The sequence below is a fragment of the Bartonella sp. AA89HNZF genome, from assembly GCF_042196905.1.
In the GTDB taxonomy this organism is placed as follows: Bacteria; Pseudomonadota; Alphaproteobacteria; order Rhizobiales; family Rhizobiaceae; genus Bartonella.
The window spans coordinates 204,172-218,094 of record NZ_JBHIRD010000001.1 but is presented as its reverse complement, the minus strand read 5'-3'; the positions used below and the strand labels follow the sequence as shown (position 1 = coordinate 218,094).

The window sequence follows — 13,923 nt, the reverse complement described above, 5'->3', positions numbered from 1 at the left end:
TCTTTTTGAAACAAGGTTCTTTCATTAAGCGATGATCTTTTAAAATCAATCACGGTTTGAACCAAGAAATTGTAGCAAGAAGACAAACATATTGATGAAATCAAGATAAAGATTCAATGCACCCATAATAACTTTACGTCCTCTTGTATCACCTTCATCTCCTTCGTAATACATCAACTTAATGTTTTGAGTATCGTAAGCTGTTAAACCAGCAAAGATAAAAACACCAATAACGGAGATAGCAAATTGCAAAGCACTTGACCCAAGAAAAATGTTTACAATCATAGAAAGTAACAAACCAATCAATCCCATAAATAAGAATGAACCGATTGCTGTAAGATCACGCTTTGTTGTGTATCCATAAAGTGAAAGAGCTCCAAAAGTTGCAGCGGAAATAACAAAGGTTTGTACAATACTCTCTGTCGTATAACGCAAAACGATTGAAGATAGTGAAAGACCAACCAGAGCAGCATAACCAAAAAAGAGGCTACGAGCAGCATTTGTGCTCAGTGTATTAATTTTAAAACTGAGGAATAAGACCGCTATGAGTGGTGCAAACATAACGATATAAGAGAATGGTGATGTATAAAATGTTACTCCAAAAGATGTTAAATAAACACTGCTATTGATTTGAGCTGCTGCTTGACTCATATCTGTTGTCGTTGCTAATGATACAATTGCATAAGCGGCAGCAGCTGTAATAAGCAAACCAATGGCCATTGTATTGTAGACACCCAACATATAGTCGCGCAATCCCAGATCAATTGATGCATCGGCATGAGAAGCAGGCGCCGAACGTAAATTTTTAAAATTAGCCATAATATAAAATCCTTTAGCATATGTTCCGTCAGATATTGGGGTTTAAAAGTACCTCTGTCATTACAGATAAACACTTCGTATAAGTCCTAAATTGGCTAACACAAAAACCCTAAGAATCACTGGCGGAATTCCAGCACATCTGCTCTTATTATGGAGATTTATTTAAAAATTACAAGAGATTTATCTGAAGAAGGAACCTTACAAATTGGTAAGGAAATAGTTTATTTTGATGAAATAATATTTCCATTTTTTGCCATATTTTTGCAAGATAAAAAGACTATACTTAAAATTTTTTTACTGTTCATAGAAATTGTGTAATATAATTCTCTGTAAGGTATCAACGGTCTTTGCTTTGATGAAGAGAGAGGCAAATGTCGTCGCACTGTTTTTCAACTTACAATATTGCATCTGCTCTATACGGTTAGAAGACCTATTGAATTGAATCTTTTTATATAAAAACTGATATATAATAATAAATTATCGTTTTGTATGCTAAATTCTTCTCCGAATATCGTAAGATTCTCTGATGACAAATTTTCTTATATTAAATCAATCAAGGTTATTTATTTGCTTGCTCCACACAAGCAAGATTGGTGTGTAAAAGACATGGTTTTAATTAATTCAACATGCGAAAGTTCGAAATAAAAGAAATTTAGGGTTCTCATTCAATATACAAAATGGTAAACTATCATTATATATCAATATGTTGTATTATAAATAAAACATTGAAAATAGTTAAAAGATGTTGCTTATTAAGCAATATAAATAAAAGAGGGGTGTTTTTACACGAAGCGCTTAAGAAAAACACTGTAAAAATGACGCCTGTAAAAACTAAAAAACATATGAAAAGTAATTGTTTTAAGCAAATGAACAGAATTTAAATGCTGTAAAATATTTCCTCTCAGAATGGGATATAGGACATATGAATAAAAAATTATTGGTTTCTATTTGAGTTCATTCCTTTTACACGGATCAAGTATATAAAGATCAAGTGAAAGTAAGGTCTTATAATTCCATGAAAAGAAACACATGAAATTATTAGAAACAAGAGTTGATCAAGAGAAATCAATTTGTAATCAGACTTGTGATGATTAATAACCTCTGGTTTTTAAGGCGCTGAACATATCAATGAGAAGATGTGCTGTTGGAATGCCGTTTTGCCTTCATCCAAGTACGCAATTCTTCAATAAGGATGGCAATAACACCAAGAGTGATAAAACTATCTGCAAGGTTGAAAATAGCAAAATGAAAGATATCATCAATATGAAAAAGGATATAATCAGTGACATGATGAAAGCGAATACGATCAATAAGATTGCCGATTGCTCCTCCAATAATAAGGATAAGACCAAAGCGCATTAAAGACTTATTATATTCAGTATTTTTCCATAACCATAGAAGAAAGATAATCACAATGATCGTGATGGCGATGATTCCCCAGTGAGAAAAGGAAGAAAAAAATGAAAATGCAATGCCAGAATTGCGCACATGATAAAGGGAAAGAAAAGGAATAAGCGAAATTTCTGTTCCTAAAGGCATATTGTGCATAATCCAATATTTGACAGCTTGATCAAGTACTACTGTAAAAGCCAAGCCCAAGAGAAGAAAAGGGAGTGATTTACGAATCATGTTTTTCCTCACATGGTTCCAGTATTAAATAAGGGCGACGGATTTCATAAAGCATAACAGCTGTTGCTACTGCTAGATTAAGCGAATCAGCACGTCCACTTTGTGGAATACGCGCGAGTTTATTACACCGCCTTGTAAGAATATCTGATAATCCCTGTTTTTCATTTCCCATTAAAAGGATAACAGGACCATTTTTGAAATCAAGTGTCCGATAATCCAGAGATCCTTTAAGATGCGTGCCAACGATCATGCCTTTAAAGTGAGCAGACCAGTTTAAAAAGGCGCTTTCATCAAAACGATAAAGCGGTATAGAGAAAATTGATCCCATAGTTGCACGAACTGTTTCAGGCGAGAAAGGGTCTGTTGTTTCGCCAATTAAAATAACACCTTTAGCACCTACGGCATCGGCAGTTCGGATAATGGTACCAAGATTTCCAGGATCACGCACACGATCAAGCGCGATATAAACATCTTTAGTCTGTTCAGTTATCATTTCAAGAGGTTGCCATTTTTGTTTAAAAATACCAATAACTGTTTGCGGATTATCGCGTCGGGTAAGTGATTCCATAACTTTTTGTGAAGCTTTAATCACAAAACCACCATTGGCTACAACGCGTGCAGCAATATTTTCGATAGCAGCATTACCGATTTTGTTTTTAGAAAAAATAAGCGTCTGTATTGTCCAGCCGAGATCGAGAGCATCAATGACCAATTTCAATCCCTCTGCCATGAAAAGACCTTCTTTATTACGATTTTTCTTTTGGCTGAGCGCTTTAAGATCTTTTATAATGGGGTTGCTAAGAGAGGTAATTTCTTTCACTCTACCAGTTTTGGGTCTACACATATTCAAGCAATCCAACGGCTAAAAAGGGAAGTAGAAAGAGCGCGTCCTGCAACTTCTTCACGCAAAATAAGTTCTCCTGATTCGACCGTACCACCAAGATTTACAAATGCATCACGCATTAAAGCATGAAGTGCAAAGAAGGAAGCACGAATAGAATAAGCTGTAAGCACAACAGAAAGCGGTTTATCAGAGAGAAGTTTACGACAATTTGTGATCATATCTGGTAAATGATCAAACAGTTGCCAAACTTCACCATGGGGTCCACGCCCATAAGCAGGGGGATCAAGGAGAATCATATCATAGCTTTTCTTACGACGCAGTTCACGCTCGACAAATTTCACAGCATCATCACAAATCCAGCGAATAGAATGATCTGGTAATCCTGCTCTTTCCTGATTAGCTTTTGCCCACGCAATGGCTTTTTTAGAAGCATCAACATGGGTAACGTTCGCACCCGCTCGTGCTCCAATCAAAGAGGCAACACCTGTATAGCCAAAAAGATTCAACAATTTTATAGGGCGTTCGGCTTTAACAATTTGTTCTTCCATAGAGCGCCAATGGGCATCTTGTTCAGGAAAAACTCCCACATGACGAAAAGAAGTAAAACGGCCTAGAAAAGACAGTCCATTCCAAGAAAGTGGCCATGTCTCATTAAGTGGCTTTTTAGGAAAATGCCAACGACCAACCCCTTCTTCATCACGATTTCCCGTGAAAATAGCGTCCACATCAGCCCATTGTTTCTGTGATAAAGCGGGTTTCCATAGTGCTTGACCTTCTGGTCGAATAATGCGGTAAGCTCCATAACGTTCTAATTTTTGTCCATGACCAGAATCAATGAGAGCATAGTTTTCGCTTATACCCGTTTCTAAAATAAGGGGCAGCTTTTCCTGCGGATATCTATTATTATGGGAGGATTGAAAGCATTGTGGGGGCATGTTTTGTATCACGGTATATGAGGTATAAAAATATATTATAAAGCTCTTAAATGTTTCGTAAAAGTGCAAAAAAGCTAAAGTCAATTAAAACATGTATAAAAAAAGAAAAAGAGCACTTTTAACTCTGTACTGAATATAGAATACAGAGAGAAAAGATTTCATTTAAATACCATTACACCAGATTTGTGATAGATGTTTTCAATTTTTCAATCTCGGCTTTACTTTTTTTGAGAGCTTTTTTGTATTTGTGATAGGAAAACCAACTGATCAGATTTCCTAATAAAATACCAAAACCAAAGAAAATAAAGAGCCATATAAAGAGGGGAGCATGATAAGTAAAACTTTCAGGATTTGCTCGAAAAGGATCAAGGGTTAACGGAACCATTTGACGATTAGCCACGATAAAAACAATCAAAACCGCTGCGAGAATCACACTGATACTTGTTAGAAGAATACGTTTAATTATCATAAGTTTCTCACTGATTAAGACGGTCGCGTAAATCCTTGCCAGTTTTAAAAAAAGGAATCCACTTTTCTTCAACAGAAACGGCTTCACCTGTTCGTGGATTACGTCCATTACGGGCTGAACGGCTTTTTACAGAAAAAGCTCCAAATCCACGAAGTTCAACGCGATTGCCATTTGCAAGTGCTGTTGCAATTTCCTCAAAAATAGCGTTTACAATATTCTCCACATCCCGTTGAAAAAGATGCGGGTTATGACGAGCAATAATTTGCACAAGCTCTGATTTTACCACAATAGCCTCACTTTCACACAAAAAAATTTCGTAATTGTGCACTCCATGCATAATATTACAATATATAAACGGATAAAAGCAAAATAAAATCAAGAAAAAACAAATTGCAAGAAACAAAATTTGAAAATACCTTCTATAAAGGGTATACAGATTAAAAATGCGGAGTATTTAAGAGATCAGGAGAGTATGTCCGTACACAAACATTATGAAGCCTTTTCAACGCAATCATCTTTTGGAGATGTTTTAAAAAAAGCATCCCGTCATTCGCGTCGCATTAGCGTATTAAAAATTTTTTTACCTCTCTTAGCGTTGCTTTCAGCGCTGGTTTTTTGCTGGTTTACGTTTTTCTTGGTTCCCGTTACTTCTGATTCTATGCCTTTGAATAATGGAGAAAGTGGCGTGATGAATTTGACGATGCTTAATCCAAAATTAGAAGGGTATACGCGTGCTCATGAACCTTATTGGCTTAAAGCAGAAAAGGCATTTCAAGACCATACACACGCTGGAATGATTGGGTTGCAAAACATTACAGCTAGAGCATTTATGGGCCAACAAAGACAGGTTTTTCTTTCAGCACAAGGGGGGGTTTACGATAACATTAATGGTTTTTTACAGTTGAATAAGCCATTCACCATTACAACGAACGATGGGATGATGGTACAATTTATGTCAGCTAGTATTAACTTATCCGAGGGACAGTTAAAAACAGATCAACGTGTTAATATTCAGCAGGCCGGTTTGCATCTTGCTGCAAACGCCTTACAAATTCGAGAAAAAGGAAAAAACATATATTTCCATGGTGATGTGCATTTAGTGCTTCAAAAGCAATGACGGAATATCAATACAAATCTTTAAAGGATATTTATAAAGAGAAGTATGTGTATATACAAACAGAAGAATTGAAATAATGAAATCGTACAAAAGATGGATAGGTGTGATGTTAGCTTTTAGCATGGGAATGTTAGGAGAAGGAGCAGTTTTAGGATATGCTGAAGGGACTCATTTTGGAATAAGTCTATCAAACGACAAAGAACCGGTAGAACTTCATGCAGATTCTTTGGAAATACGTGATAAAGAAGGGATAGCACTTTTTAAGGGTGATGTTTCAGTGGTGCAAGGTGAACGTCTTTTAAGAACGGCAGAATTAGTTGTTTACTACGATAAAGCATATAAAGAAATTGATAAAAACAAGGAAGATACAAAGGCATCATCTGTTTCTTTATTTGGTTCGTCGAGTATACAAAAAATGGAAGCTTTAGGAAAAGTTTATATAAAAATTGCTACGCAAGTTGCTACGGGTGATAAAGGCGTTTTTGATGGAAAGTCAAAAATGATGAGTTTGACAGGGAATCATGTTGTGTTAACTGATGGTGATAATGTGGCAACGGGGTGCAAACTAACGGCAAATATGGAAAGCGGAAAGGCTTTTTTAGAAGGTTGTGAGACGCCTAAGAAAAAAGGTCGTGTTTCTATTATTTTAAAACAAAATCAAAAGAATGGCCATTAAGATTTCATGTTTGGAATCAAAAGAAAAAAACAGACTGATAGGTATAATCTTGAAAGTGAAGCTTCAAAAAATCCCTTAAAAGGGACCTTGATTGCCAGTAATTTGATTAAAGTTTATCGAGGAAGACGAACAGTTAATGGTGTTTCTTTTGGCATTCGTACGGGAGAAGCCGTTGGCATTTTAGGACCCAATGGGGCAGGTAAAACAACTTGTTTTTATATGGTGACAGGGCTCATAAAATCTGATGGAGGCTCGATTAAAATTGATGGATTTGATATTACGCATCTTCCGATGTACCGACGTGCGCGTCTAGGTATTGGATATCTTCCACAGGAAGCGTCTATTTTTCGTGGTCTTTCAGTAGAAAATAACATTAAAGCTGTTTTAGAGGTCGTTGAAAAAGATCGTCTTAAACAACGTGAAGAGTTAGATAGCCTTTTACATGAATTTAAAATTGATCATTTACGTAAAATGTCTGCGCTTTCGTTATCTGGAGGTGAACGTCGGCGACTTGAAATTGCGCGCGCTTTAGCTTCTCGTCCCCATTTTATGTTACTTGATGAACCATTTGCAGGAATTGATCCTATCGCTATTTTCGATATTCAACAACTTATTCGTCATTTAACGAGGCGTGGCATTGGTGTTTTAATAACGGATCATAATGTACGTGAGACATTAGGGCTTGTCGATCGCGCTTATATTATTCATACAGGGCGGGTGTTAGTTCACGGTTGTCCTAACGATATTATCAACAACGTTGATGTACGCAGAATTTATTTGGGAAATCAGTTTTCTCTTTGATTTTACAGCTTTCACAAGTTTCCATTTAAGTTTAACCAAACATTATTACTGAAAATCTCCTTATTTATGCCAAAACTTCTTTTATGACTATAACCTTAATGTTGTTATTGAGTGGTGAAAAAGGTTTTATCATTAGAGGTTAGTTTGTTGTTTTATAAGTTTAGCTTACTCATAATTATATCATAGAAAAGATATCACTAGATTAACGTGATAATGAGTGATAAATGAAGCTCTCAATAAATGCGTGTGTTATTGAAAGGTAAAAGATATTTATCATATTTTTCTCTGTCGAATCAAATAATATATCGGTGATGCTGTTTTAGGTATTTTGATGGGAGCACCGGTTATATATTGCGGTTATTCAATAGGAGTTGTCGTATTTTATTGGTTTATATCGCCTATTTGAAAATAGGAGGTTGGCTACAGATATCAGGCTAAATCTATAAATCTTTTAAAATAATCATTAAATTTCTAAAAATCTTTATATTCTTGTTATAAGTCGATGTTCAAGCTATACAGTAATTTTCAAAGTAAAGATCCATTTTGCTCAGTATGCTTTTCATCTTAATTTAAGGGCTCATTTTTAAAGAAAGAAAAACTCTGATGGCGGATTATACATCAACTCTTATGACAAGTTTAATAAATTTATGAATAATGGCCTTTTTTAGAGTCGTAAGGAAATTAACTTTATGAACAATTTCATTTCTTTGGTTTCTTATGCCGTTAATGATGATCCGAATACTATTTATTGTTGTTTTAGAAGTGATATGAGATGTATTGAGCTATCACCCATTATAAATTGAAAAGTAAAAACACATGCGATGTTGCGAAAAGTGAAAGAACATTAAGTATCTATAGCGTTTATAGGTTTATTGATGAGCATTTTAGCGTGTAAGAGGAAAATTAAAGTATGAATTTGAGTGAGTTAATAGCACCGGAAGCGATCATTCCGGCTCTTAATGCTAATTCGAAAAAACAGGTTCTGCAAATTTTAGCCGAAAAAGCTTCCAAGCTAACAGGTCTTAGTGAGCATGTGATTTTTGATGTTGTTTTACAACGCGAGAAGCTTGGTTCAACGGGTTTAGGTGGAGGTATTGCGATTCCTCATGGAAAATTACCTGATATTAATCGGATCATTGGTATATTTGCACGTCTTGAAAGTCCTGTTGATTTTGAAGCTCTTGACGACGAACCTATAGATCTCGTTTTTCTCCTTTTAGCACCTGAAAATGCTGGTGCAGATCACTTAAAAGCTTTATCACAGATCGCACGTGTTTTGCGTCACACTGATGTTGTACAAAAGTTGCGCAGTACGCATAATGCCAATGCGCTTTATGCTTTATTGATTCAGACTTCAGAATCAAATGCAGCTTAAAAGGTATTATGAGCGTATAAATTGCGAGGTATGCACTACAGAGCGTAGGAAAGAATATAATTTGCATCTTAAGACTAATAACAAAAGGTTGTGTCATGAGATTTAAGAAAATTACTTCTAAATGAACCTTCTTTTTAAAGAGCAACCAACAAAAACGAAGGGCTTTTCCTTTCTTGTTCTCGTATATTAAAGCATCTAATTATTATGTTCGTGGATTCTTTTATCCTGTTATACTGTAAAAACACTGTCATTTGAGATATAGTGAGATAAATTCTGTAAGTCTTCTTAATATATTAAGTGCTTTTAGAGTGCGTGGTAAATATTTTTAAGCAGGACTTGTCTGTAGAGCCTTTAGTTAAGTGAATCACATGAGTGGGAAGAAAAGAGGAGACCGCTCGACAAGAATCCAAACTTTTTCAGTCCAAATTGGATTAAGAATCTTCGTCCTTTGAAAGCGGGAAAGAAATCAACAGAAAAGTTTATTTGTGCATTGAATTTTTTTGTAAGTTGAGTTTGAGTGTTTAGGGATAATATTTTAATGCTCAAGAAGAAATAAGAAATATATTGTATCTTCAGTATAGCAAGATATTGATTTTAAATATAATTCACTATTTCGCATTTTAGATGAGAGATCCGAATATTGTAAAATTCTCTCATTCCAAACTTGTTTATGTTGAATCAATCAAAACCATTTCCTTGCACGTTGTAAACGGAATTAGCGTGTGGATAAAAACTGTACAAGAAAGGGGTAAAGATGCTTCTTATGAATCGTCTCAAGTATTGAGGGTTGCAGCAAAACATTGGGAGCTGGAAAATAGTGTTATGGTGCCATCTTTCTTCTTCACAAGTGGAGAGATCAACTATTTTATAGATATGATTTAGATGTCTGCTGTTGTATAGAGCTCATGCTAAAGAACAATTTTGTACGGTAAGAATGAAAATTATACCTTTAGGTTGGGTGAAAGAGTTTTTATACATAGGAAGATTTATTTAAGTGTCTTTAATTGATTAAAATATTGTTTAAAAAATGTTAATGTTAGAACTGCTATAGAAAAAAGTTTTATATTTCTTTTTATAAATTACTTAGAAATAAGATAAGGAGACTTTCCAAAAGAATTCTTAAGAAGTTTTTTATAACAGAAAGAAAAATATCGTCTGATACATTAAAATAATACGATTAAGCTATTATAAGCTACTAAAATCATTTTAGAAATTAATAATTGGAGATGAAATATATAGGGAAATAAGATCAAAAGAAACAAAGTTGTATGTGATTATTGAGATAGAATCTAAATTCTTTATGTTTTATTATTAATATCCTGATAATATTTTATTATTTTTACAAGGTCTTTTGAAGGTTGAGAAAAAGTGTTATCGGGACGATGTTGAATACGAAATATGAATGCACTATAATGAGTAAAAGGTGGAGTATTTTGCGAACATAAATGTATTGAATGCATAAAGTCGAGAAGTGATATTCGTAAGGCGATTAAGCTTTTTTGCGGGGAGTCCGGGGTGTATTTTCAAAATTTTGCATCAGATTGCTTGTGATATAAAGAGTATGGTTTATTTCTTAATAGTGTGATGGTATGTTTTCATCTCGTTTTGAGGTTCTATAGCTTAAAGAAATCGTTTTTTATACAAAAACGAAATAAGTAGCGTAAAATGAAGATGTTATTTTTTAATGTGGTTATTGAATAAGAAGTTTATTTTTTGGTAACGATTAAAAGGTCATAATGAAACGTAGAAATCTATTTTGATTAGTTTGAAAATATTTCGCTTATTGAAGGAATTAGGACAATAACACATGAATATCGAGGAGTTTTTGTTGAATTTTTCCAATGAAGAAAATCTTGTTAGAGACTAAAGAAGTGAGCTAAATGAAGATGTTTGAAAAGACTGTTATTGCTGCATCTGTAATGGTTCTTGTTACAGCAGGAGTGGCATATGCACAAACGCCAAGCCGTTTAAATCAATTTGAAGCGTGGGGAGCCTATTCTTATAAATCGCCCAAAAATACGATTTGCTATGTGTTATCGGTACCTTTGAAGGCTCTTCCAACGACAGTTAATCATGGTGATAACTTTTTCTTGGTTACCAAGCGTTCTCATTCACCTATTTCGTTTGAACCGCAGTTTATGGCTGGTTATACCCTTCAAGAAGGGTCGAGAGTGACGGTGACCATTGGAGGTAAGGATTTTGATTTTTTCACTAAAGATTCCTCAGCTTGGTTGGCGTCATCAGAGCTAGAAAAGCAGCTTGTTTCTGCTATGCGTGCTGGAAGCAATATGACAGTGAAAGCGATATCAAAACGAGGAACGCATACCACTTATACTTATTCCTTAAAAGGGGTCACTGCTGCATTAAATGCAACTCAAAAGTGCCATTAAGGTTTCGATAACTTCTAAAATAGTGATGTGAATTAGAAAGCAATGGCCATTTCCTATGACCTTAGACCAGTTGGTTCATGTTTTGCACGAAAAACAGATAATGTGGTCGTGAAGGAGAGTTCTAAGCTCTCTTTAATTGGTTTGTCGCAAGACGAAATGATGCAAGCTTTAAAGACAGTTGGTGTACCAGAGCATCAAACGCGTATGCGTGTGCGTCAGCTTTGGCATTGGCTTTATGTACGTGGTGTTTCAAATTTTGATGAGATGCTGAATATTTCTAAAGCAATGCAAGAAACACTTAAGTGTCATTTCTCCATTGCGCGCCCAGAAATTGTTGGAGAACAAATATCAAAAGATGGTACGCGTAAATGGCTCTTACGTTTTCCTGCACGTGGAGCTGGAAGGCCTGTTGAAATTGAAACGGTTTATATTCCTGAAGAAGGGCGTGGTACTTTATGTCTTTCATCGCAAGTAGGGTGTACGTTAACCTGCTCCTTTTGCCATACAGGAACACAGATGCTTGTTCGCAATCTGACTGCAGAAGAAATTTTGGCACAGTTATTGGTTGCGCGTGATTGTTTGGGTGATTTTCCTGATAAGAATACTCCTGATGGGGCAATTGTTCCCATTGAAGGGCGCAAAATTACCAATATTGTTATGATGGGAATGGGAGAACCTCTTTATAATTTTGAAGCTGTTAAAAAAGCTTTATTGATTGCTTCTGATGGCGATGGACTTTCTTTATCAAAACGTCGAATTACGCTTTCAACTAGTGGGGTTGTTCCTGGAATTATCCGAACCGGAGAAGAAATTGGTGTTATGTTGGCGATTTCACTCCACGCAGTACACGATACATTAAGGGATATGCTTGTTCCCATTAATAAAAAATATCCGCTTTCTTTACTAATGGATGCTTGCCGTAATTATCCTGGTCTTTCTAATGCAAAGCGAATCACATTTGAATATGTTATGCTAAAAGATATCAATGATAGTTTAGATGATGCAAAGCGATTGATTCAGCTATTGAAAGGGATTCCTGCTAAGATCAATTTAATTCCTTTTAATCCGTGGCCAGGGAGTAACTATCAGTGTTCTGATTGGGATCAAATCGAGCGTTTTGCTGATGTCGTTAATCAAGCGGGTTATGCTTCTCCTATTCGGATACCGCGTGGACGCGATATTTTAGCTGCATGTGGACAGCTTAAATCGGCTTCAGAGCGCTTACGGAAATCTGAACGTTTGCGACTTGAAAATGCTGCTGGTCATTAGTTAATACAATTTTCAGCTATATAGCGAAGCGATATAAAGTCTGTGCTTTTTTGTTTGTAAATTAATATCCAAACCTCGTGCGATAGCATATGTGAGACAGAGATTAAGATTGGATAAGTGCTAGACGAACAGTTTCAGCGTTTATATGCTAAATGGGGTAAGAGATTGTCTATAGTCTGTTTGCATAATCTCTGAAATAAGAAGGAAGCCTAATTTAGAGGGAATATGAAGTCTTAAGGATTGTAACTAACTTCTACCTTATTATCATACTCATTAATTAGGTTTTGTGTCTTTTAAAAGCATCTACGGTAATACCTTTTAAAAAGTGGAGATTGTGCAGTGCCTCATGCTTTTGTTTATTATTCTTCTTAAATAAGATCACGCATCACAAGCAAAACAGAGGATCTAACATATAAATACCATTGAGTTATCCATTGATATGTTTTTTAAGTATCTCTTAGTGCACTCTTCATATCACGATAATGCTTGTGAGGAGTATAACAAAAAGCTTCTGTGAAATGTATTGTACTCCTACACCTTTATGTTTAATAAAGGTGTAAATTGGTACCACCATTCTATTTTTTAGCTCCCAATGTTGTAACAGCTTTTAGTACTTGAGATGGTTTATAAGAGGTGTTTTTATTCTTTTCTTAGATAGTTTTTATCCATACAAAAACTCCAGCTTCTCTTGTGATGTACAAAGGAAAGGTATTGTTTTATTCAAAATAAACAGGTTTGAAATGAAAAAATCTTATAATATTTGTTTTTTTATTTAAATTAAAAGCGATACATTACACTTATAAATCAATGTTTTGTAACCACAAGGAGATGGAGGGCAAAGCTGGTAAAAGTACCTGCAATAAGCCAATCGAGAAAGCGAAGATAAAGAGGGTTCTGTTTAAGGATTTTGGTAAGTTTATGCGCTGTAAAAACGACTGAAATTGTAATGGGGAAAGAAATAGGAATATAAGAGAGTCCTAAAAAGAGCAGCTTTTGTGTTGCCATAGGATCATTTGCATTGATAAATTGTGGTAAGAATGTTGCGTTAAAGAGTATGACTTTAGGATTGAGAAGATTAATTCCAATACCAGCAAGATAGTTACGTTTAGAGCTTTGAGGTTTAGAAGATGTTGGTTCAAAGGAAAGTGTCGGGTTTCTCCTTAATGCTTGAAAGGCAAACCATAAAAGATAAAAGGCGCCAACAATTTTCAGAAAAACAAAAGCGTGTGGCGCAGCAAAAATAAGCGCTGATAAACCAAGTGCTACAGCTGTAACCTGAATGGCAAATCCTGTTGCACTTCCCAAGGCGCACATAATTCCAGCTTTTTTGCTTTGTGTAATGGTTCGTCCTACAGAAAGCATCATATCAGGTCCTGGAATAAGTGCTAAAATCAACGATGCTAAAGCAAATTGTACAACAATAGACCACTCCGGTAGAAATGACACGTCAATCTCCTCTTATTTTTAAGTAATGTTCATTATTTATACTTTAAGGCGTCTTTATTTATGCTTTTTGAGTCTTTTTAATGTTGTTTAAAGAGAATTTATTTTTATATTTCTTGTGTCGTTTTAATTTTTTAGAAAAAAAGAACAATTCGT

At 35.1% G+C, this 13,923-nt stretch carries 13 protein-coding genes; 6 read left to right on the top strand and 7 right to left on the bottom strand.

Features of this window, described 5'->3' with window-relative positions; translation table 11 throughout:
* Positions 1 to 45: 45 nt before the first annotated feature.
* The 6 genes from ACFIN0_RS00725 to ihfB all read right to left on the bottom strand — a co-directional run bounded on the left by ACFIN0_RS00725 (position 46) and on the right by ihfB (position 4,982).
* Entirely contained in the window at positions 46 to 819 is a 774-nt protein-coding gene (locus ACFIN0_RS00725; protein WP_375606102.1) for a Bax inhibitor-1/YccA family protein, read from the bottom strand.
* Positions 820 to 1,944: 1,125 nt separating this feature from the next.
* Positions 1,945 to 2,448 carry a signal peptidase II gene (gene lspA / locus ACFIN0_RS00720; RefSeq protein WP_375606103.1) on the bottom strand — a complete coding sequence of 168 codons (504 nt, stop codon included), beginning with the start codon at positions 2,446 to 2,448 and terminating at the stop codon, positions 1,945 to 1,947.
* A complete protein-coding gene (locus tag ACFIN0_RS00715) occupies positions 2,438 to 3,292 on the bottom strand; it encodes a TrmH family RNA methyltransferase (protein WP_375609989.1) in 855 nt (284 codons plus the stop codon). Before ACFIN0_RS00715 ends, lspA begins: the two co-directional genes overlap by 11 nt.
* A 2-nt stretch (positions 3,293 to 3,294) precedes the next feature.
* Positions 3,295 to 4,227, bottom strand: a complete 933-nt coding sequence (locus tag ACFIN0_RS00710) for a class I SAM-dependent methyltransferase (RefSeq protein ID WP_375701697.1) — start codon at positions 4,225 to 4,227, stop codon at positions 3,295 to 3,297.
* A gap of 172 nt (positions 4,228 to 4,399) precedes the next feature.
* On the bottom strand, positions 4,400 to 4,696 hold the full coding sequence (locus ACFIN0_RS00705; protein ID WP_375606106.1) for a lipopolysaccharide assembly protein LapA domain-containing protein: 297 nt from the start codon (positions 4,694 to 4,696) through the stop codon (positions 4,400 to 4,402).
* Positions 4,697 to 4,703: 7 nt separating this feature from the next.
* Positions 4,704 to 4,982, bottom strand: coding sequence for an integration host factor subunit beta (gene ihfB / locus ACFIN0_RS00700; RefSeq protein ID WP_273790186.1), 279 nt, complete (start codon positions 4,980 to 4,982; stop codon positions 4,704 to 4,706).
* Positions 4,983 to 5,168: 186 nt separating this feature from the next.
* Between ihfB and lptC the strand changes: the two genes are divergently transcribed.
* The 6 genes from lptC (at position 5,169) to rlmN (ending at position 12,324) form a co-directional block, all read left to right on the top strand.
* The gene (lptC, locus tag ACFIN0_RS00695) at positions 5,169 to 5,813 is read left to right on the top strand and encodes an LPS export ABC transporter periplasmic protein LptC (RefSeq protein ID WP_375606107.1); all 645 of its coding nucleotides are present in this window, start codon (positions 5,169 to 5,171) and stop codon (positions 5,811 to 5,813) included.
* Between the two features lie 76 nt (positions 5,814 to 5,889).
* Positions 5,890 to 6,489, top strand: a complete 600-nt coding sequence (locus ACFIN0_RS00690; RefSeq protein WP_375606108.1) for an LptA/OstA family protein — start codon at positions 5,890 to 5,892, stop codon at positions 6,487 to 6,489.
* 6 nt (positions 6,490 to 6,495) lie between these two features.
* Entirely contained in the window at positions 6,496 to 7,290 is a 795-nt protein-coding gene (lptB, locus tag ACFIN0_RS00685; protein ID WP_012754448.1) for an LPS export ABC transporter ATP-binding protein, read from the top strand.
* A 910-nt stretch (positions 7,291 to 8,200) separates the two neighbouring features.
* Positions 8,201 to 8,665, top strand: a complete 465-nt coding sequence (gene ptsN / locus ACFIN0_RS00680; protein WP_375606109.1) for a PTS IIA-like nitrogen regulatory protein PtsN — start codon at positions 8,201 to 8,203, stop codon at positions 8,663 to 8,665.
* A gap of 1,886 nt (positions 8,666 to 10,551) precedes the next feature.
* Positions 10,552 to 11,055 carry an invasion associated locus B family protein gene (locus ACFIN0_RS00675; RefSeq protein WP_375610053.1) on the top strand — a complete coding sequence of 168 codons (504 nt, stop codon included), beginning with the start codon at positions 10,552 to 10,554 and terminating at the stop codon, positions 11,053 to 11,055.
* Between the two features lie 42 nt (positions 11,056 to 11,097).
* A complete protein-coding gene (rlmN, locus tag ACFIN0_RS00670) occupies positions 11,098 to 12,324 on the top strand; it encodes a 23S rRNA (adenine(2503)-C(2))-methyltransferase RlmN (protein ID WP_375614332.1) in 1,227 nt (408 codons plus the stop codon).
* Between the two features lie 804 nt (positions 12,325 to 13,128).
* On the opposite strand, the gene ACFIN0_RS00665 is transcribed toward rlmN, so the two are convergent.
* On the bottom strand, positions 13,129 to 13,770 hold the full coding sequence (locus tag ACFIN0_RS00665; RefSeq protein WP_375606111.1) for a LysE family translocator: 642 nt from the start codon (positions 13,768 to 13,770) through the stop codon (positions 13,129 to 13,131).
* Positions 13,771 to 13,923 lie beyond the last annotated feature (153 nt).